Genomic DNA, 18,643 nt, shown 5'->3' on the forward strand with positions numbered 1-18,643 from the left:
CGTCCTCATTTCAGCTTGCATTTGCTCTCCGGGCGGTCGTAGCCGAGCGTGTCGAGCTCGGAGACCTGGTGCAGAAATCCCTCCTGCGGCGACACCGACACCACCATGCGGCCGTCGACCAGCAGGATCGGCTGGCGCAGCTGCAGGTTCCAGTCGCGCAGGGTCAGTCTTGTGCCCTTGAAGGCAGCGACCGAGAAGTCCGGCCCCTTGATGAAGTCGGTGACTTTCTTGACGTCGCCGGAATTGGTACGCGAGGTGGCCTCGCCGATCATGCGCACCGCCGTCCAGGCCTGCATGTCGAGCGCGGTCATGCGCCGCGAATTCAGCTTGATGAAGCGGTTCTGCATCTGGATCGCGCCCCACTGGTCCTGCGATGCGTCCCAGCTGCGCGGCACGAGGCCGGCCGAGCCTGCGACGGGGCGCGGATCCCAGGTGCGATAGGGCAGATAGGCGCCGAACACTTCGCTCTCGTCGGCGGCGACCAGCACGTCATAGGCCGGCAACTGTTGCGTGAACACCGGCATCTGGCGCTGGATCAGCGTGACACCGCTATCGGTGCGGCGCGCGCCGCCCTTGTCCTCGAAGGTCTTCTCTTGCACGATCTTGGCGCCGAAGCGTGTGGCGGTACGCCGGAGTGCGTCTGCAAACAGCTTGTCCTCGTCATGCGAGCCGACCACGAGCACCCAGCGCTTCCACTGCTTCCACACCAGATATTGACCGAGCGCATCGGCCAGCATCGCGCGCGTCGGTGCGGTGTGGATGACATTGGCGCGGCAATCGGCCTCGCGCAGGCGCTCGTCGATCGCGCCGGCGTTGAACAGCAGCGTGCCGCGCTCGCGCAGGGCGTCCGAGACCTTCAACAGCGCGTCGGCCGGCAGGTCGGCGATGATGAAGCCGTTTTTCTCGGCGAGCGCAGCCGCAGCCTGGACCGGATCTTCGCCTTCCCTGATGCGGCGCTCCTCCAGCGTGGAACGCTGGTTGAGGAATTTTCCCGTGGTGTTGTTGTCCTCGATGGCGAGGCGCGCGCCGGCGACGCCGTCATTCTCCGCGGGCTGCTCGACCAGCGACAGCGTCGATCTGGTGCCGGCGACGCCGAGATAGCCGACGCCGATCTGCACCGGGTCGGCCGCGAGCGCGCTCGTCGCGGCAAGACCCAGGCCGATCAGGCCGACCAACCATCGGATCATGTTTCCTCCAGATGTTCTCCCTGGCTTGACCGCCGGTGGAGAATTGTCTCTGCTAAAGCATGACCGATTTGGCCCGGCTTGCAACCCCGCATTTCGTCCCCGCGCGCGAGAGGCCGGGAATCACGATCGTGCGAGCGCTGATCTGTTTCGCAGCTTTGCTGTTGACCGGTTCGGTCGCGTTGGCCGATCCGCCAAGGCTCGCGGTGTTCGACTTCGAGCTGATCGACACCAGCCTTCCCGGCGAGTTCTACGGCTCCAGGCCGGAGGAGGCGCGGCTCGAGCGCATCAGCGAGCAACTGCGCAAGGAACTGGCGCTGTCGGGAAGGTTCCAGCTGCTCGACATCGCGCCGGTCAGGGATGCCGCCCGTCACGCCAATCTTCAGGCCTGCGGCGGCTGCGACCTCAAGCTTGCCGGCCAGCTTGGCGCCGACCTCGAGATCACCGGCATGGTGCAGAAGGTCTCGAACCTGATCATCAATCTCAACATCTATTTGCGCGACGTGAAGACCGGCAACATGATCACCGCCGCCAGCGCCGACATGCGCGGCAACACGGACGAATCGTGGTCGCGCACGATGAGCTACCTGATCCGCAATCGATTGTTGGCGCCGAATTACGGGAAGCCGGAGTAGATCTTCGCCTCTCCCCGCTAGCTCTGCTGCACCCTCGCCCCTTGTGGGAGAGGGTGGCTTCGCGAAGCGAAGACGGGTGAGGGGTCTCTCTCCGCGAGTCTAACTTTCACTTGAAGCGCGGATAGAACCCCTCATCCGGCGCCATAGCCGAAGCTTTGCTTCGGCGTTCTTAAGAACGGCGGCCGTGGGCCGCCTATGCCACCTTCTCCCGCAAGGGGAGAAGGAAGAAATCACCCCTTCAATCTTTCCGCATGCCAGTGCAGATGATCGCCCATGAAGGTCGAGATGAAATAATAGCTATGGTCATATCCCGCCTGCCGCCGCAGCGTCAGTGGGATGCCCGCCTTGGTGCAGGCGGCCTCGAGCAGCTCGGGCTTGAGCTGTTCTTTCAGGAAATTGTCGGCCTCGCCGACGTCGACGAGGAAGCCGGAATATTTCGCGCCGTCCTCGATCAGCGCCACGGTGTCGTGGTTGCGCCAGGTCTCCTTGTTCGGTCCGAGATAGCCGGTCAGCGCCTTGATGCCCCAGGGCACGAGCGAGGGCGCCACGATCGGCGCGAACGCGCTTGCCGCGCGATAGCGGTGCGGATTGCGCAGCGCGACCGTCAGCGCGCCGTGGCCGCCCATCGAATGGCCCATCACCGATTGCCGCTTGGCGTCGACCGGAAAATTCTCCGCCACGAGCTTGGGCAGCTCGTCGGTGACATAGCTCCACATGCGATAGTTGCGCGCAAACGGCTCCTGCGTCGCGTCGACATAGAAGCCGGCGCCGAGGCCGAAATCATAGGCATTGTTGGCGTCGCCCGGCACGTCGGGCCCGCGCGGGCTGGTGTCCGGCGCGACGAAGATCAGGCCGAGCTCGGCGCAGGCTTTGCGGAATTCGCCCTTTTCGGTGACGTTGGCATGGGTGCAGGTGAGGCCGGAGAGATACCAGACCACGGGCAGCTTTGCGCCGGCGGCATGTGGGGGAACATAGACCGAGAACACCATGTCGGTTCCGGTCGCCTGGCTGGCGTGGCGGTACACGCCCTGCACGCCGCCATAGGAAGTGTTGGTCGAGACAGTCTGGATCGTCATGCCGTTATGCTCCGTGGCATCTAACCACATCAAGATTGCAACGCTTGTGTGACCGAATTCGTGGCGGTGTGCGCGTCAGGCGACGCCGCTGTCGATCGCCAGCCGCACCAGCTCGACCGAGGTCTTCACGCCGAGCTTCTGTCGCATGATCGAGGAGGTGTTGGCGACAGTCTTGTAGGACGACTGCACCAGCCAGGCGATCTCGGACAGGCTCTTTCCGGCGCTGAGCAGCCGCAGGATTTCCATCTCGCGCGCGTTCAGCTTCGACAGCGGGCTTTGTGCCAGCGTCGGTCCTGCAAACGCGATGCTGCGCGCGATCGCGGTCGGCAGATAGGTGCCGCCGCCCCCGACGGCGCGGATCGCCTCGACGAGGTCGTCGGGGTCGCCGGTCTTGGAGACGTAGCCCTTGGCCCCGCACTCGATCGCGCGCGCGGCGAACGCAGGGTCGTCGTTCATGCTGAACATGATGATGCGGGCCTCGGGCGCACGTTCGAGGATGCGGCGCGCGAGCTCGAAGCCGGAGACGGTCGGCAGGTTGATGTCGATGATGCAGAGGTCGGGGCGCTCGACAATGAAGACGCATTCGCCGTCCTCGGCGTCGGCGGCCTCCAAAATCTCGATCTCGCCCTCGTCGGCCAGCACGGCACGGCAGCCGGAGGCGACAATGGGATGATCGTCGACGATCAGAATGCGCATAGGCGTTCCCCGTGACAGCCTCGGCCTGCTTTTGCGCCGCATGATCCGAACAAGAACGCTGCGCGCGTCTCATGTCGCCTCATGCAACCCGGCCGGGATTGCTGTACGCTTTCGATTAGATATCGGGCGCTTCGCCTCTGTCAACGTCATCGGACAGGCGCGGGCCAACCTTCGCGAGGCACGGGCGGCACCAATGTGGCAAAATCTATCGTTGCGCGCGCGCATCAACCTTCTGCTGGCGCTGCTGTTGGCGCTGGGGCTCGCCGTCAATATCGGCCGCCAGGTCGCGGAAGCAGGTCCCCGCGTGCAGGCCGAGGACCAGAGCGTGATCCGGCTTGCGCGCGAATTCATCGAGATGATCGTTGCGGATTTGAACGAGGCGCCCGACCCGGATGCCAGGCTGAACCAGATCGCGCGCGATCTGAGTCGCCTGCGCCATGTCAGCATCGCGCTTCTGGACGCCGGCGGTAACCCGCTGACGCCGCCCCGGCCTGCCGACGACGACGCGCGCGGACCGCCGGCCTGGTTCGTCGGCCTGGTTCATCCCGAGCAGACCGCGGTGAGCGTGCCGGTCTCGGTCCATGGCAAGCCGGGCTCGCTGGTGATCACCGCACATCCCGATGACGAGATCGCCGAGATCTGGGACGCCATCGTGACCCAGCTCGAGGTCGGCTCGGTGATCGCGCTCGCGCTGTTCCTGGTGATGATGACGGTGATCGGCCGCGCGCTCGCGCCGCTGCAGTCGTTGGCGCAGACGATGACCGCGATCGAGGGCGGGCATTATGACGCGCGCGCCACGCCGGGCGGTGCGCCCGAGCTGGCCGCGATCTGCGGCAAGCTCAATCATCTCGCGGCGGCGCTCGGCGAGGCGGTAGAGGAAAAGCGGCTTTTGGCCGAGCGCGCGGTGTCGCTCCAGGACGTCGAGCGCAAGGAGATCGCGCGCGAGCTGCACGACGAATTCGGGCCGTATCTGTTCTCGCTGCGCGCGCATGCGAGCGCGCTGGCGAAGCTCGCGGACGGGCGCGCGCCGAATGCCGAGTCGGTCCGGAAGCACGGCAGCGCCTTGCTGGAACAGATCAACCAGCTCCAGCAGTTCACGCGCCGCGTGCTGGAGCGGCTCCGGCCGGTCGGCCTTGCCGAGCTCGGCCTGCGCCAGGCGCTGGAATCGCTCTCGCGGCTGTGGCGGGAGTCGCATCCCGACGTCGCGATCGAAACCGTGATCTCCGCCACGCTCGGGGTCACCGGCGAGACGGCCGATCTTACCATCTACCGCATCGTGCAGGAGGCGCTTACCAACGTGTTCCGCCACGCCGGCGCGACTTCGGTCAATGTCGTGATCGAGCCCGTCGAGCAGGCCGGCGGCCGCGGCTACGCGCGCGTGCGGGTCAGCGACAACGGCCGCGGCATGGAGCCGGGCCAGAAGCTCGGCTTCGGCCTCGTCGGCATGCGCGAGCGCATTCTGGCGCTGGGCGGCACGCTCAACGTCGTCTCCGGCGACGGCGGCTTGACCGTGGAGGCGCTGGTTCCGACGGCGGCGTCCTGATTACATCGGGAAAAATTCCCGATTTGGTCGGGAAAACGGGTGCGGATAGTGCCAGACCTTTTGTGGCTGGCGAACTCACTGCCGCCGAATACACTCATCTCAACCAAACGGCGAAAATCAAAACAGCCGGTGGTCACGGATGGGAAGGCAGGGATGGGCAAGCCTCTTTGGTTCAAGCGTCGTTTGTTGATAGCCTCGGTGTCGACGGGGCTGGTGTCGGGCTTGGTCCTTGCAGGCCCCGCCGCAGCCGCGCAGGATGAGGAAACCAACGTCCAGAATCTGCCGGCGGTCGAGATCACGGCACCACCGCCGTCGGCCGTGAGGCGCAGTGCGCCAACGCGGCCGGTCGCACGGGTAGGGGCACCGGCGTCCGCCGCTCCGAAGACGCGCCTTTACGTCTACCCGACCTCGCCGGGCACCGGCCGAGGTCTCGATGTCGACAAGGTGCCGTCCGCGATCAATGCGGTTGATGCCAGCCAGATCAGGCGTACCGCCTCGCCAGATATCGCCGTTGCCCTGCAGCAGTACGTGCCTGGTCTCAGCATCAATGAAGTGACCGGCAATCCATTCCAGCCCGATGTGCAGTTTCGCGGCTTCGTCGCTTCACCTCTGGCCGGCACGCCGCAGGGCCTCGCCGTCTACCAGAACGGCGTACGCATCAACGAGGCGTTTTCCGACACTGTTAATTGGGATCTGATCCCGACGGCTGCGATCCGATCGGCAGTGGTCGTAACTAACAATCCGGCATACGGCCTTAACGCGCTCGGCGGCGCCATCGATCTGCAGATGAAGAACGGCTTTAACTATCAAGGTGCCGAAATCGACATCATGGGCGGCTCATTCGGCCGCATCCAGGGCTCTGCACAATGGGGCAAGCAGGTCGACAATAATTGGTCGGTCTACGGAGCGCTCGAAGGCGTTCACGACAATGGTTTCCGCAATTTCTCGCAATCGGATGTCCGGCGGTTCTATGGCGATGTCGGGTATCGCTTCGAAGGCAACGAGTTTCACCTCAATGGCGGCGTCGCCAACAATTCCCTGGCAGGACCCAGCACTGTTCCGGCCGAATTGCTCCAGCAATATTGGGGGGCGACCTACACAACGCCGCAAACCATCTCCAACAAGGTCGGCTATCTCAACCTGACCGGCAAGGTGGAGGCGACGCCGACCTGGACCTTTGAGGGCACGGCGCATCTGCGGAGCTTCAAACAGAGCACCGTGGACGGAAACCCGACCGACGCCCAGGCATGTGCCGATCCAACGCTCCTGTGCTTTGGCAATGATACGGTCCCGGCTTTTGGCCTGAATGGCGTTCAGCTCGCCAATACCTTTGCGCCAGACGCCATCCTCAGCGAGATCGATCGCACCAGCACGAAATCGACCACATTTGGCGTATCCGGTCAGGCAACCAACACCGACCAGCTGTTCGGTCATGAGAACCGCTTCGTAGTTGGCGCGAGCTATGATGTCAGCAGCACGCGCTTCACCGGCAGCGCTGAATTGGGAACCATAGGCACGAACTATGTCGTCACGGGCAGCGGCATATTCCTGGGTCCCTCCGGTGACCCGACATCGGTTGGTCCCGTGTCGCTTCGCACCGTCAACCAATATCACGGGCTCTATGCGCTCGACACGTTCAACGTGGACGATCGCTTTGCGGTGACGGCAGGCGGCCGGTTCAATGCGGCCCGTGTCACGCTGATGGACCAACTCGGCACCGCGCTCAATGGCGATCATACCTATGATCGATTCAATCCGATCATCGGTGGCACCTACAAGATCACGTCTGAAGTGACCGCCTATGCGGGCTATTCCGAAGCCAACCGGGTGCCGACACCACTCGAACTCGGCTGCGCCGATCCGGCGAGGCCATGCATCATCGGGCAGTTCCTGATCGCTGACCCCCCACTGCAGCAAGTCGTATCCAAGACCTTCGAAGCGGGCTTCCGTGGTACCAAGGAATTGAACATCGGCTCCCTAGGCTGGAAAATCGGTGCCTACCGTGCCACCAACTACGACGACATCCTCGCGACCCCAATTCCGGGCCTGACGGGCTTCGGCTTTTTCCAGAACGTCGGCCGGACACGCAGGCAGGGTGTCGAAGCCGAGGTGAGCCTGAAGTCGAATGTCCTTCAGTTCCAGGCGAGCTATGCGTTCCTGGACGCGCGCTTCCTCGACGCGCTGACGCTTGGATCAGAGAGCCCATTCGCCGACGCCGGCAACATCCAGGTCTTGCCGGGCAATCACATTCCGCGCCTCCCTAGCCACCTTATTAAGGCAAGCATCGAATATGCGGTTACCGATGTCTGGAAGGTCGGGGGTGACGCGCTCTTTGTCTCGAGCCAGTATTTCGTCGGCGACGAGTCCAACCAGTTTCCGAAGCTGCCGTCCTACGCGGTGTTCAATCTCCACACCTCCTACCAGATCACCAAGAACTTGCAGATTTACGGTCGCGTCGCCAACATCTTCGACAACCGCTACTCGACCCTTGGCACCTTCTTCGATAGGGAAGCCTTGCCCAACTTCACCAATGGCGGTGCGGAATTTAATGACCCGCGATCGCTGAGCCCGGCAAGGCCCCGTGCGTTCTATGCGGGCATGCGGATGACGTTCTGAGTTCGACACGCAAGCCCGGCCGCCTCTGGAGGGCGAAAGACATTATCATCTTTACTCCACCCAGCCTCGGGCGAGGATCGCGGCTTGCTGCAAGGAAATGCGCCGGACCAGCGGGTCTGCATGGCGGTGCACCAGCTGCCAATCCGTGCTGTCCTTGCGATAGATTTCCGTGACGCGCAGCGACCAGTCCTGGGCAGGCAAGCCGCCGACCTCCGCGCTCTGGCGTTCGATCATGACGAGAGCGATGAGCCCGTTCGACGCATAGATCTGCAAGACCTCCAGCTCGGTCTCACCGTTCCTGAAATATTGCGCCAGGTCGGCCAGCCGCTTTGGACTGCTGTCGAATCCGAAACTCGCAGGGCCTCCGAAAGGTTGCATCAGTGTGAAATCCGGCGCAATGCGGACAAGCTGGGACCAACGGTCCATATCTCCACGCATGAAGGCCGCATTCTTCTCCCCGGCGCGCTGGATGATGCTGGCTAGCGCGGCGTCCCCGGCGGTTGCATTGCATGGAAGCTGACCGGAAGCAGGAATTGCCGCCGCCGCCATCATCATCGAGCGCCTCGACATTCTGTGCGGCGAGTCCTGGTTGTCCGGCGAGCCATGGCCTTTGCTCACCCCTTTCGACCTTCTGATCATTTCGAGGCTCCTGATTGCACGATCTACGCATTCCATGGGGCCTTGATCTCGATGAATCCAGCGATATGATTTCAGCAACATGCTGAACCAAATTGATCTATCCAGGGTCGAACTGAATCTCCTTGTGGTCTTCCGCGTGGTCCTGGAAGAACGCCATGTCGCGCGCGCGGCCGCGCGACTGAACCTGACGCCGTCCGCTGTCAGCCACGCGCTTGGCCGGCTGCGCCTTGTTTTGAACGACCCGCTGTTCCTGCGAACGCCGAAGGGCGTCGTTCCAACGGAGCGGGCCCTGGAGCTCGACCACCCGATCGCTGAAATCATCGCGCGCGTCGAACAACTGGTTGGCTCGGCTAGACCATTCGACCCTGCAAAAAGCCATCGCCGGTTTACGATCGGTGCACCCGATGCTGTTCTCGCCTCGACAACGGGGCAGCTACTCGGTTCGATCGCGAGTAGGGCGCCCCACATCGACATCGGATTGATCCATGTGATGCCCGCGCCCCGCGGCGGCGCGATCGGCGAACCCTGGCACGAGTGCCTCGAGATGCTCGAAAGACGAGAGCTGGACGTCGCGATGCTGCCGCTGCCGGCGGTATCGCCGCGTTTCGAGGCGCGCAGGCTCTACGACGAGGAATTCGTGCTGGCCATGCGCAAGGGACACGCCTTCGCCAGAGCTCCGACACCCGCGGCATTCTCGCAAGCGCAGCATCTGCTGGTGTCTCTCAGCGGCGAGCCGCGCGGCTTCGTCGATGAGATGTTGGCAAAGCGCGGTCTCAAGCGCCGCATTGCCTTGACTGTCCCGAACTTTATGATGGCGCTGGTCCAGCTTGCAGGGTCCGAACTGATCGCCGCATTGCCGCGGCGTCTGGTGCAGCAGCACGCCGGGCATTTCGGATTGATGTTCGTCGAGCTGCCTTTCGCCCGTAAACCGGATACGATCTGCGCCATCGCAACCAAGGCTGCGATGAAGGACGCCGGTGTTGCATGGCTGATGGAGGTTGTCTTCGCCTCGGTCGGAGCAGGTCGGAACCGCAATCGGTAGCGCGGGCTCGCTCAGTTGGGCGGCCCCCAAACGGTTTCCTCCGTCCAGCCCAGATCGGCAAACTCGGATGCCCTCAACGGCGCTTCGGCGGTTGAAAAGAACTCGTCGAGCTGCGGCGGCTTGATGCGCGTTCCCGATAACATCGTATGCGCCTGCCCACGGTGGTGAATTTGATGCTGAATGAGATGCATCAGCAGCCGGTCGCGTCGCTCTATCTGGACACTGGGATCTCGATTGATCCGCACGTCTTCGTTCAAGGAGGCGGGCGTCAGAGCATCGCAGACGCCGATGAAGCGCCGGTCCATCGATGCTTGAGCTTCCGAGAGCCCTGCAAGAGCTGGAAATGGGATCGGATCCTCCCAGGCCTTCGGCCCAAGCCATCCGTCCTCGAGTGCATCGACGTAAAAGAGGTCGACGACGTAAATATGGTTCAACGTCCGCTGTAGGCTCGGGAAGAAGCCCGTCCGCTCGACCTCAAATTCGCCTTGGCTCAGCTCGGCGCACGCGCGGAGCAACCGGTGGTTCGCCCAGGCATTATTGTAGGCGAAGGCGCGATAGCTTTGAACGATCGACATTGCAAACCCCGTACACCGACCTGCTTGGCGCCGCGTTCCTTTACCGATCAGAAACCATAGCAAATGATCTGAAAATTGTAACGAAACGACTTGGCTGTTTCCGGGTAGGTTTGCCGGAGGGCCCGTCCGATGACAGAGCACCAGTTGCGAGAGCGGGAATTCCAGATCGCGCGTTACAGGCTTCTGGAGCGCGAAGTCACCGATCCGCTTGCCGCGTGCCTGCTTCACAGCATCATCGAGGATCTGGAAGCCGAGTTGCGAAGGGACAGACCGGATTCGCACGGGCCGCGCGATTAACCGTTTCTTAGCGCTGATCATGCGGATTATTCGCGAGGGAATGTCAAGGGAGACTGCTCCCATGCTGAAGGACGGCACCTACGCGGCGTGGTACAAGACGCCACTGGACCAGGGTACCGGGATCGTCCATGTCGCAGACGGACAAATCTGGGGCTGCGACAGCCTGATGACCTATCACGGCTCCTGCAAGGTCGATGGAGATCGCTTCACCGCCACCGTGTCGACGAAGCGTCATACCGACGGACGTGCAACGGTCTTCGGCATCGACGACGAGCTCACGCTGGACATCGAGGGAAACTGCCCCGGCAAGGTCGCGACTTACACGGCGAAGGCAGCGCAGATGCCGGGAATGATCCTTCAGGGTACGCTCATCCTCTCGGAACAGCAGTTGCCCGCACGTGAACGAACCGAGCAGGCATCGGCGTTCAATCCCGACAAGCTTCCGAAATTGCCCAAGCGCTCGCGCTGATCGAGCGAGCCGGCGGGCTCGCGCGTCGCCAACTGACCAGGCTGGCGCGACGGCCGCAGCAGGACTCGCAATCACTCGGGACCGCGTTTGTGAACGGACGTATGCGTTCTTGCCATCGATGGTGGAGCGTCGGATCGTTCTATCGATGGTTTCGGACGATCGCTCCTGCATTCGCAGCGCGAAGCTGAAGATCATACCGCCCAACGGCAAGGACCGCGACTTCGTGGTGGATGGTCTGGGCTCGCGAGCCGTGATCAATTCGCTGTTGGCGTGCTTCGACGCGGCTCAGGGCGTGAAGGGCAAAAAGCAGGGCAGGGGGTAAATCCGGGCGTTCTTCTGCATTTTTGCATCCGAAAGTCCCGGAACTCCCGCTTTTCAAGCAGCTTCCGACACGCCATTGTGCCGCCGCAACAATCGTCTCAAGGGGCAGTATCAATGTCGGACAAGGTTTCGCGTCGCCAGTTTGCCAAGCTGGCGGGATTGTCCGCAGCCGGAATCGCAAATCCGCTGGAGGCCGCCGAGGTTAAGCCGGCGCCGGCGCCGCGGGGCGTGGACGGCTTTCCGGCGGGCTTTGTCTGGGGCACGGCGACCTCGTCCTATCAGGTCGAGGGTGCGGTCGACGTCGACGGGCGGGGGGCTTCGATCTGGGACAAGTTCGTGCGCATCCCCGGCAAGATCGAGGACGGCACCACCGGCGATCGCGCCGTCGAGCATTATCACCGCTACAAGGAAGACATCGCGCTCATCAAGGAGCTCGGTTGCAAGGCCTACCGCTTCTCGGTGGCATGGCCGCGGGTGTTTCCGGACGGCGACGGCAAGCCGAACCCGAAGGGGCTCGACTTCTACAATCGTCTCGTCGACGAGCTCCTCAGGAACGGCATCGAGCCGTGGCTGACGCTATATCACTGGGACCTGCCGCAATCGCTCCAGGATCGCTTCGGCGGCTGGCGCTCGACCGAGACGTGCAAGATCTTTGGCGACTATGCGGGCTATGTCGCCGAGCGCCTGACCGATCGCGTCAAGAACGTGTTCACGCTGAACGAGAGCGGACGTTTCGTCCAGTTCGGCTATGGCCTCGGCATCGACGCGCCGGGCGTGACGCTGCCGCAAGCAGAGGTCAACCAGGTCAGGCATAACAGTGCGCTCGCGCACGGGCTCGCCGTGCAGGCGGTGCGGGCGCACGGCCGCCGTGGCACCAGGGTCGGGCCGGCCGAGAATATCGACGTCTGCGTTCCCGCAATCGACACGCCCGAGCATGTCCGTGCGGCCGAGATCGCGCTGCGCGAGATGAATGCCGGTTATCTCAACGTCATCATGACCGGCCGGTATACCGACGCCTTCCTGAAATACGCGGGCGCCGATGCGCCGAAATACACCGACGCCGAGCTGAAGATCATCTCCTCGCCGGTCGACTTCCTCGGCCTCAACATCTACGCGCCGCAGAACTATGTGGTGCCTTCCGACCAGGGCGCGGGCTTCATGCCGCTGCCGATCCCGAAATCGTTCCCGCACATGAACTCGAACTGGCTCCGCGTCGCGCCGGAGACGATCTACTGGGTGCCGAAGCTGGCCGCAAAGATCTGGAAGACGGATGCGATCTACATCAGCGAGAACGGCACCTCCGGCGACGACGTGGTGACGCCCGACGGCAAGATCTACGATACCGACCGCATCATGTACCTGCGCAACTATCTCGCGCAGCTCCAGCGCGCCACCGCCGAGGGCGTGCCGGTGCGCGGCTACTTCCTCTGGAGCCTGCTGGACAACTTTGAATGGGTGTTCGGGCTCAACAAGCGTTTCGGGCTCTATCACGTCAATTTCGACACGCAGGTGCGCACGCCGAAGCTCAGCGCGACCTTCTACCGCAACGTGATCGCGAAGAACGCGGCGGGGGCGTAGCTTTCTCTCGCTCTCCCGGATTTTCCGCCGCGCGTAAAATCCGACCTCTTCCCGCAGGCGGGGCGAGGTGACGCAAGATCGCGCGGCCACGGCCGTTTAGCCTGACAGGCCAATCGCTTCGCCGGTATCGCCGCGCCTCATGCGGAACCCGCGTTTCTACTGTGCATGGGGTTGTTTTTCAGTTTTTTGCAAGGAGGCCGCGCGGCACCGCACGTTGACTCCACTCTTCCCCTTATTCAGAAACGACATCAACACCCATAAACAAGAGGACAACGCCAATGGCTGACGCGCTGATCATCGATGCCTGCCGGACCCCGCGGGGCGTCGGCAAGGCCGGCAAGGGAGCACTCTCGGGCATTCATCCGCAGCAGCTCGGCGCGACCGTGCTGCGCGCGCTCGCCGATCGCACCGGCATCGACACCGCCGATGTCGACGACATCGTATGGGGCTGTAGCGCGCAGGTCGCGACCCAAAGTGGCGACCTCGGCCGCATGTCGGCGCTCGATGCCGGCTACGACGTGCGCGCCAGCGCGGTGACGCTGGATCGTTTTTGCGGCTCCGGCATCACCAGCGTCAACATGGCGGCGGCCTCCATCATGTCGGGCACCGAAGACCTCGTCATCGCCGGCGGCTGCGAGATGATGTCGATGGAAGGACGCCGCGGCGGCGGTCCGATGATGATGGACTCCGGCAATCTGCGCCTGCGTGCGCGGCATCCGCAGTCGCATCAGGGCGTCTGCGCCGACGCGATCGCGACGCTGGAAGGCATCACGCGGCAGGACGTCGACGCGCTCGGTCTCGAAAGCCAGAAGCGCGCAGCGCAGGCGATTGCCGGCGGTCACTTCAACAAGAGCCTCGTGCCCGTGCATCGCGAGGACGGCAGCCTCGCGCTCGACCATGAAGAGTATCCGCGGCCGCAGACCACGATGGAAGGGCTGAGCGGATTGAAGCCCGCATTCCCTGCGATCGCCGACTATGCGCTCGACGACAAGGGCACGACCTATCGCGGCCTCATCCTGCAGAAATATCCGGACCTGAACATCGACTTCATGCATCACGCCGGCAACTCGTCCGGCGTCGTCGACGGTGCCGCCGCGATATTGCTCGCATCGCCCGCCTATGCCAGCGCGCACGGCCTGAAGCCGCGCGCTCGCGTCGTCGCGATGGCCAACATGGGGGACTCGCCGACCCTGATGCTGAACGCGCCGGTGCCGGCCACGCGCAAGGTGCTGGCGAAGGCGGGGCTCTCCATCGACGACATCGACCTGTTCGAGATCAACGAGGCCTTTGCGGTGGTGGCGGAAAAGTACATCCGTGACCTCAAGCTCGACCGCGCCAAGGTCAACGTCAATGGTGGCTCGATCGCACTCGGCCATCCCATCGGCGCCACCGGCTCGATCCTGATCGGCACCGTGCTCGACGAGCTCGAACGGCGCGACCTGAAGCGCGGTCTCGTAACCATGTGCGCCGCCGGCGGCATGGCTCCCGCCGTCATCATCGAGCGCGTCTAGCCTTATTTTTCAGGGTGAATCGCGACCGGCCTTTAACAAAGAGGCCGGTCGTCGCTTGTCGAAAGCAGCGAATCAGCTTTAGCAAGGCGGCGTGCGGGCCTTTGAAACAAGGCAAAAACCGCTGCCGGAGGCTCCTTCCGCGCTGGAAGCCGCTGAAAAGCAGGGTTTTTTGCCTCAGAGGGCCAAAAAAGCCCGTAAAATCGCGACAAAACTGTGCAGAAGGCTCTGGGCCTTCAACGGTTGGTCTAATATGCAACCGGCAACGAATCAGAGGAGACACGATGCCAACCCAAATGTCCAAATCGCAGCTGATCGAAAAGATTGCGACCGCCACCGAGCTTTCCAAGCGCGACGTCAAGAGCGTCATGGAGACGCTGACCGACGTCGGTCACAAGGAGCTCAAGAAGAACGGCCTGTTCCTGGTGCCGGGCTTCGCCAAGTTCGTGGTCATCAAGAAGCCCGCGACCAAGGCGCGCAAGGGTACCAACCCGTTCACGGGTGAAGAGATGATGTTCAAGGCCAAGCCGGCCCGGAAGATCGTCCGCGCCCGCCCGGTCAAGGCCGCCAAGGACGCGGTGGGCTAACAACGCAAAGGCCCCCTCGGCTAGGAGGGGGCCTTTTGTTTGGGGCTGCCGCGAGGGCTTGAGACGGAGGGCTCAACCCTTGCGGCGCTTCACCCGGATCGGAACGGGCTGAAGCCGCGGCCCTGGTGCCGCCAGCGCATCGCGAACCCGGTCGATCGCACGGTCGAGCAGCTGACGCAGCCGCTGCGTCTTCCGCGATCGCCTCGCTTTTTCCAGCAGTTTCTTCATCGCCTTCACTCCGCCGCTTCGACCTTGGCATCAGCCGGCTCGAGCGCTGCGGCGATGGCCTCGTCGACGCGCTCCAGCCAGATGAATTCGAGGTTGTCCCGCGCGCTCTTCGGGATGTCGTCGTAGTCCCGCTTGTTGCGCGCCGGCAGCATCACCCGCTTCAGTCCAGCGGCGGCCGCAGCCACCACCTTCTCCTTGATGCCGCCGACCGGCAGCACCAGGCCGCGCAGCGAGATCTCGCCGGTCATCGCGGTGTCGCTGCGCACCGTGCGATTGGTGAGCAGGGACGTCAACGCCGTGAACATCGCAACGCCCGCGCTCGGTCCGTCCTTCGGGGTTGCGCCCGCCGGCACGTGCACGTGGATGTCGCTCTTCTCGAACACCGACGGATCGATGCCGAGCTGCGTGGCCTTGCTCTTCACCAGCGTCATCGCAGCCTGCACGCTCTCGCGCATGACGTCGCCGAGCTGGCCGGTCAGGATCATGCCGCCCCGGCCGGGCACGCGCGAAGCCTCGATGAACAGGATGTCACCGCCGACCGGCGTCCAGGCAAGGCCGGTGGCCACGCCCGGAATGCTGGTGCGCTGCGCAATCTCGCCCTCGAAGCGCGGCTGGCCGAGCACGATAGCGATGTCCTTCGGGCTCACCACGACCTTGGCAGCGGTGCCCTCGGCGACCTGCACCGCGGCATGGCGGAACAGCTTGCCGATCTCGCGCTCGAGGTTACGCACACCGGCCTCGCGGGTGTAGCCCTTGACCACCAGCTTCAGCGCCTCCGGTTCGATCTCGGCCTGCTCGGCCGTCAGGCCGTTGGCCTCGAGCTGACGCCGCACCAGGTAGCGGCGCGCGATCTCCAGCTTCTCCTCCTCGGTGTAGCCGGCGAGGCTGATCAGCTCCATGCGATCCAGCAGCGGACCCGGAATCTGGTCCAGCATGTTGGCGGTCGCGATGAACACCACGCGCGACAGGTCGAACGGCACGGCCAGATAGTTGTCCCGGAACGTCCCGTTCTGCTCGGGGTCGAGCACCTCCAGCATGGCGGCCGAGGGATCGCCCTGCACGCCACGGCCCATCTTGTCGATCTCGTCCAGCATCATGACGCAGTTCCGCGTGCCGGCCTTCTTGATGCCCTGGATGATGTTGCCGGGCAGCGCGCCGATATAGGTGCGCCGGTGACCGCGGATCTCGGCCTCGTCATGCACGCCGCCGAGGCTGACGCGCACGAAGGGGCGATCCATCGCGCGTGCGATGGACTGGCCGAGCGAGGTCTTGCCGACGCCGGGCGGGCCGACGAAGCACAGGATCGGCGCCTTGCCCTGCGGAGCGAGCTTGCGCACCGCCAGATATTCGATGATCCGGCCCTTGATCTTCTCCAGGCCAAAGTGATCGGCGTCGAGGATGCGGCGTGCTTCCGTGATGTCGATCGGCTTCTCCGCGCGCAGCGCCCAGGGCAGTTCGATCAGCCAGTCGAGATAGGTGCGGACCATGCCGGACTCACCGGCAGCCTCGGGCATGCGCTCGTAGCGCCGCAGCTCCTTCTTGGCGTGCGCCTCCGCTTCCGGCGGCATGTTGGCCTTGGCGATGGCAGCCGTCAGCTCGGCGACCTCGGCCGCCTTGCCGTCGCCTTCGCCGAGCTGGCGCTGGATGGTCGCCATCTGCTCGCGCAGGATCGCCTCGCGCTGCCGCTCGTCGAAGGAGGCCTTGGTCTTCTGGCCGATCTCGTTGGAGATGCGCAGCACCTCCAGCCGTTCGGCCAGATGCTTCGACACCTTCTCGACGCGCAAGGCGAGGTCGATGGTCTCCAGCACCTCCTGCTTGTCCTGCGGCTTGATGTCCATGAACGAGGTCGCCAGGTCCGCCAGCGCGCCGGGCGCGGTGGTGCTCTGGAACATCGCGACCAGCTCGGGCGGCGCCTGTGGCAGCAGCTCGACCGCTTCGATGGCCTGGCGCTGCAGGTTCAGCGCGCGCGCCTCGATCTCGGGCGAGCTCGTGGTCGGCTCGGGGATCTGCTGGAAACGCGCGGCCAGGAACGGTGTCCCGGGCAGGAAGTCGAGGATGCGCGCGCGCTGCACGCCCTGGCAGACGATGTGATGGGTGCCGTCGGGCGCGGTGATGTAGCGCACGATGTTGGCGATGGTCGCGACCCGGTAGAGATCGTCCGGCCCGGGCTCCTCGATCTCGGGGCTGCGCTGCAGGACGATGCCGACCGGCCGCTGCTCGCGCAGCGCCTGCTGTGCGGCGGCGATGGACTTCGCCCGGCCGATCGCGATCGGCGCGATGGCGCCGGGGAACAGCACCATCTCGCGCACCGGGATGACGATCAGCGCGTCTTCGGGAATCTTCACATCGGACTCGGTGGAATTGGTCTGTGCGTTATTCATCTGTTCGGTGGCCATGATCGACCTCAGGATTTGGCGAGGCGCAGCGCGACGCAGCCGTCCATCACGAAGCGGCTGATGGCGTAGCGGCCAACGGGAAGCGCGATGCGCCGCTCGAAGCGGCCCTGCGGCAGCTCGAGCCGGTGGATGCGGGCGTTGCGAAGCTCCGGCGGAAGCGTGCGCTGGCCGGAGATGACGAGCACGCCGTCGAGGATCACCGTCTCGACATTATCGGGATTGACGCCGGGAAGCGCGACCAGGATCAAAAGCTCATGCTCGGTTTCGAGCACGTCGATCGGCGGCTCCCAGCAGGCTTCCTGGCGGCCGAACTGCTGGCGCAGCCGTTCGGCGCGGGTCAGCGAGTCCAGGGCTTCGGACAGCATCCAGTCGAGGGGATTTTTGGGTTGCATGGCAAAACTCGGGGAAGGCGCTGCGGTTGGAAAACGAGCATATGGGGACGGTTCCCCAAAATTCCAGCATCGCGCGTTTGGAGCATGCCTGGCCTCTCCAACCGGAAGAGGCCCTTGTGGTCGCACGCTTCGACGCCGCGGGGATATTCCGCGGCATCGAAGGCAACAGTAGGGCGCGTCGCGCCGATCAGGCCGCGGCGCGGTACTCCTCTTCCGCTTCGAGGTTGATGACCGAGGTCGCGAGCTCGGTCAGCGTGTGATCGGTCGCCTCTTCCTCGTCCAGCGTCTCCTGGAGCAGCCTTGCCGCGTCCGGCATGCCGAGCTCCTCGGCCCAGGTGCGCAGCGTGCCGTAGCGGGAGATCTCGTAGTGCTCGACGGCCTGAGCGGCCGCGAGCAGGCCGGCGTCGAGGGCAGGGGCGTTCTTGAAATCCTTCATGATCTCGGCGCCCTCGTCGGTGATGCCGTTGATCGCTTCGCAGGGCTTTCCGCGGGCCGGCTTGCCCAGCATCTTGAAGATCTGGTCGAGCCGTTTGACCTGGCCCTGCGTCTCGCGCAGATGCTTGTTGAAGGCGGCGGCAAGGTCCTTGGAATGCGCGGCCTTGGCCATCTTCGGCAGCGTCTTGATGATTTTGTTCTCGGCGTAATAGATGTCCTTCAGCGTCTCCAGGAACAGGTCGCTCAACATCTTCGGTGCCTGACGCGGACGGCGCGCCGCGGTCTTTTTCGCGTTCGCACGTTTCTTCGCTCGTTTAGCCATAAATCCTCCTCTTGAGGCGACACGGGAAGGGCGATGCCTTCCTCAATCCTCGCGCGACCAAGACTCTGCGAGGGCAAATGTTCCTCGCGAAGGCCTCCTCCAGC

General features: G+C 63.9%; 18 protein-coding genes. 9 read left to right on the forward strand and 9 right to left on the reverse strand.

Annotated features, from left to right (window positions below):
* Positions 1–5: 5 nt before the first annotated feature.
* The gene (locus tag ABIB99_RS25555; protein ID WP_354177963.1) at positions 6–1,187 is read right to left on the reverse strand and encodes a lanthanide ABC transporter ABC transporter substrate-binding protein PedA1; all 1,182 of its coding nucleotides are present in this window, start codon (positions 1,185–1,187) and stop codon (positions 6–8) included.
* Between the two features lie 59 nt (positions 1,188–1,246).
* Here ABIB99_RS25555 and ABIB99_RS25560 point away from each other — a divergent pair, with 59 nt between their 5' ends.
* On the forward strand, positions 1,247–1,819 hold the full coding sequence (locus ABIB99_RS25560; RefSeq protein ID WP_354177965.1) for a DUF3280 domain-containing protein: 573 nt from the start codon (positions 1,247–1,249) through the stop codon (positions 1,817–1,819).
* Between the two features lie 230 nt (positions 1,820–2,049).
* Here ABIB99_RS25560 and fghA read toward each other — a convergent pair whose 3' ends face one another.
* Both fghA and ABIB99_RS25570 read right to left on the reverse strand, forming a co-directional pair.
* Positions 2,050–2,895 carry an S-formylglutathione hydrolase gene (fghA, locus tag ABIB99_RS25565; RefSeq protein WP_085405684.1) on the reverse strand — a complete coding sequence of 282 codons (846 nt, stop codon included), beginning with the start codon at positions 2,893–2,895 and terminating at the stop codon, positions 2,050–2,052.
* A gap of 75 nt (positions 2,896–2,970) precedes the next feature.
* Complete coding sequence (locus ABIB99_RS25570) at positions 2,971–3,591, reverse strand: response regulator (RefSeq protein ID WP_014493646.1); 621 nt, start codon at positions 3,589–3,591, stop codon at positions 2,971–2,973.
* Between the two features lie 193 nt (positions 3,592–3,784).
* Between ABIB99_RS25570 and ABIB99_RS25575 the strand changes: the two genes are divergently transcribed.
* Both ABIB99_RS25575 and ABIB99_RS25580 read left to right on the forward strand, forming a co-directional pair.
* Positions 3,785–5,134, forward strand: a complete 1,350-nt coding sequence (locus ABIB99_RS25575) for a histidine kinase (protein ID WP_354177968.1) — start codon at positions 3,785–3,787, stop codon at positions 5,132–5,134.
* Between the two features lie 153 nt (positions 5,135–5,287).
* The gene (locus tag ABIB99_RS25580) at positions 5,288–7,750 is read left to right on the forward strand and encodes a TonB-dependent receptor (RefSeq protein ID WP_354178126.1); all 2,463 of its coding nucleotides are present in this window, start codon (positions 5,288–5,290) and stop codon (positions 7,748–7,750) included.
* A gap of 51 nt (positions 7,751–7,801) precedes the next feature.
* Here ABIB99_RS25580 and ABIB99_RS25585 read toward each other — a convergent pair whose 3' ends face one another.
* Complete coding sequence (locus ABIB99_RS25585; protein WP_225048661.1) at positions 7,802–8,389, reverse strand: YybH family protein; 588 nt, start codon at positions 8,387–8,389, stop codon at positions 7,802–7,804.
* 79 nt (positions 8,390–8,468) lie between these two features.
* On the opposite strand from ABIB99_RS25585, the gene ABIB99_RS25590 reads away from it, so the two are divergent.
* Positions 8,469–9,431: a LysR family transcriptional regulator gene (locus ABIB99_RS25590; protein ID WP_166100434.1), complete on the forward strand. Its 963-nt coding sequence runs from the start codon at positions 8,469–8,471 to the stop codon at positions 9,429–9,431.
* Between the two features lie 11 nt (positions 9,432–9,442).
* Here ABIB99_RS25590 and ABIB99_RS25595 read toward each other — a convergent pair whose 3' ends face one another.
* Positions 9,443–10,006: a DinB family protein gene (locus ABIB99_RS25595; RefSeq protein WP_166100423.1), complete on the reverse strand. Its 564-nt coding sequence runs from the start codon at positions 10,004–10,006 to the stop codon at positions 9,443–9,445.
* A gap of 358 nt (positions 10,007–10,364) precedes the next feature.
* Here ABIB99_RS25595 and ABIB99_RS25600 point away from each other — a divergent pair, with 358 nt between their 5' ends.
* From ABIB99_RS25600 to ABIB99_RS25620, 5 genes are all read left to right on the forward strand, one after another.
* Entirely contained in the window at positions 10,365–10,772 is a 408-nt protein-coding gene (locus ABIB99_RS25600) for a hypothetical protein (RefSeq protein WP_166100419.1), read from the forward strand.
* Between the two features lie 145 nt (positions 10,773–10,917).
* The gene (locus tag ABIB99_RS25605; RefSeq protein WP_166100412.1) at positions 10,918–11,094 is read left to right on the forward strand and encodes a hypothetical protein; all 177 of its coding nucleotides are present in this window, start codon (positions 10,918–10,920) and stop codon (positions 11,092–11,094) included.
* A 113-nt stretch (positions 11,095–11,207) separates the two neighbouring features.
* Complete coding sequence (locus ABIB99_RS25610) at positions 11,208–12,671, forward strand: GH1 family beta-glucosidase (RefSeq protein ID WP_354177972.1); 1,464 nt, start codon at positions 11,208–11,210, stop codon at positions 12,669–12,671.
* A 278-nt stretch (positions 12,672–12,949) separates the two neighbouring features.
* A complete protein-coding gene (locus ABIB99_RS25615) occupies positions 12,950–14,182 on the forward strand; it encodes an acetyl-CoA C-acetyltransferase (protein ID WP_354177974.1) in 1,233 nt (410 codons plus the stop codon).
* Positions 14,183–14,463: 281 nt separating this feature from the next.
* Positions 14,464–14,766: an HU family DNA-binding protein gene (locus tag ABIB99_RS25620; protein ID WP_014493658.1), complete on the forward strand. Its 303-nt coding sequence runs from the start codon at positions 14,464–14,466 to the stop codon at positions 14,764–14,766.
* Between the two features lie 72 nt (positions 14,767–14,838).
* On the opposite strand, the gene ABIB99_RS25625 is transcribed toward ABIB99_RS25620, so the two are convergent.
* The 4 genes from ABIB99_RS25625 to ABIB99_RS25640 form a co-directional block, all read right to left on the reverse strand.
* A complete protein-coding gene (locus tag ABIB99_RS25625; protein ID WP_247304837.1) occupies positions 14,839–15,003 on the reverse strand; it encodes a hypothetical protein in 165 nt (54 codons plus the stop codon).
* Positions 15,000–17,390, reverse strand: coding sequence for an endopeptidase La (gene lon / locus ABIB99_RS25630; protein ID WP_354177976.1), 2,391 nt, complete (start codon positions 17,388–17,390; stop codon positions 15,000–15,002). Before lon ends, ABIB99_RS25625 begins: the two co-directional genes overlap by 4 nt.
* Before the next feature lie 8 nt (positions 17,391–17,398).
* On the reverse strand, positions 17,399–17,782 hold the full coding sequence (locus tag ABIB99_RS25635) for an Hsp20/alpha crystallin family protein (RefSeq protein WP_014493661.1): 384 nt from the start codon (positions 17,780–17,782) through the stop codon (positions 17,399–17,401).
* A gap of 187 nt (positions 17,783–17,969) precedes the next feature.
* On the reverse strand, positions 17,970–18,539 hold the full coding sequence (locus ABIB99_RS25640; RefSeq protein ID WP_063982009.1) for a YciE/YciF ferroxidase family protein: 570 nt from the start codon (positions 18,537–18,539) through the stop codon (positions 17,970–17,972).
* Between the last annotated feature and the right edge of the window lie 104 nt (positions 18,540–18,643).

Origin of the sequence: Bradyrhizobium sp. LA6.1 (assembly GCF_040547805.1) — a bacterium.
GTDB lineage: Bacteria > Pseudomonadota > Alphaproteobacteria > Rhizobiales > Xanthobacteraceae > Bradyrhizobium > Bradyrhizobium barranii.

Bases quoted from the DNA above. Each gene is read 5' to 3' on its own strand.
- fghA (WP_085405684.1), bottom strand. From the start codon at position 2,895: ATGACGATCCAGACTGTCTCGACCAACACTTCCTATGGCGGCGTGCAG.
- ABIB99_RS25570 (WP_014493646.1), bottom strand. From the start codon at position 3,591: ATGCGCATTCTGATCGTCGACGATCATCCCATTGTCGCCTCCGGCTGC.
- ABIB99_RS25560 (WP_354177965.1), top strand. From the start codon at position 1,247: ATGACCGATTTGGCCCGGCTTGCAACCCCGCATTTCGTCCCCGCGCGC.
- ABIB99_RS25580 (WP_354178126.1), top strand. From the start codon at position 5,288: ATGGGCAAGCCTCTTTGGTTCAAGCGTCGTTTGTTGATAGCCTCGGTG.
- ABIB99_RS25585 (WP_225048661.1), bottom strand. From the start codon at position 8,389: ATGATCAGAAGGTCGAAAGGGGTGAGCAAAGGCCATGGCTCGCCGGAC.
- ABIB99_RS25640 (WP_063982009.1), bottom strand. From the start codon at position 18,539: ATGGCTAAACGAGCGAAGAAACGTGCGAACGCGAAAAAGACCGCGGCG.
- ABIB99_RS25605 (WP_166100412.1), top strand. From the start codon at position 10,918: ATGGTTTCGGACGATCGCTCCTGCATTCGCAGCGCGAAGCTGAAGATC.
- lon (WP_354177976.1), bottom strand. From the start codon at position 17,390: ATGGCCACCGAACAGATGAATAACGCACAGACCAATTCCACCGAGTCC.
- ABIB99_RS25575 (WP_354177968.1), top strand. From the start codon at position 3,785: ATGTGGCAAAATCTATCGTTGCGCGCGCGCATCAACCTTCTGCTGGCG.
- ABIB99_RS25610 (WP_354177972.1), top strand. From the start codon at position 11,208: ATGTCGGACAAGGTTTCGCGTCGCCAGTTTGCCAAGCTGGCGGGATTG.
- ABIB99_RS25555 (WP_354177963.1), bottom strand. From the start codon at position 1,187: ATGATCCGATGGTTGGTCGGCCTGATCGGCCTGGGTCTTGCCGCGACG.
- ABIB99_RS25635 (WP_014493661.1), bottom strand. From the start codon at position 17,782: ATGCAACCCAAAAATCCCCTCGACTGGATGCTGTCCGAAGCCCTGGAC.
- ABIB99_RS25615 (WP_354177974.1), top strand. From the start codon at position 12,950: ATGGCTGACGCGCTGATCATCGATGCCTGCCGGACCCCGCGGGGCGTC.
- ABIB99_RS25620 (WP_014493658.1), top strand. From the start codon at position 14,464: ATGCCAACCCAAATGTCCAAATCGCAGCTGATCGAAAAGATTGCGACC.
- ABIB99_RS25600 (WP_166100419.1), top strand. From the start codon at position 10,365: ATGCTGAAGGACGGCACCTACGCGGCGTGGTACAAGACGCCACTGGAC.
- ABIB99_RS25590 (WP_166100434.1), top strand. From the start codon at position 8,469: ATGCTGAACCAAATTGATCTATCCAGGGTCGAACTGAATCTCCTTGTG.
- ABIB99_RS25595 (WP_166100423.1), bottom strand. From the start codon at position 10,006: ATGTCGATCGTTCAAAGCTATCGCGCCTTCGCCTACAATAATGCCTGG.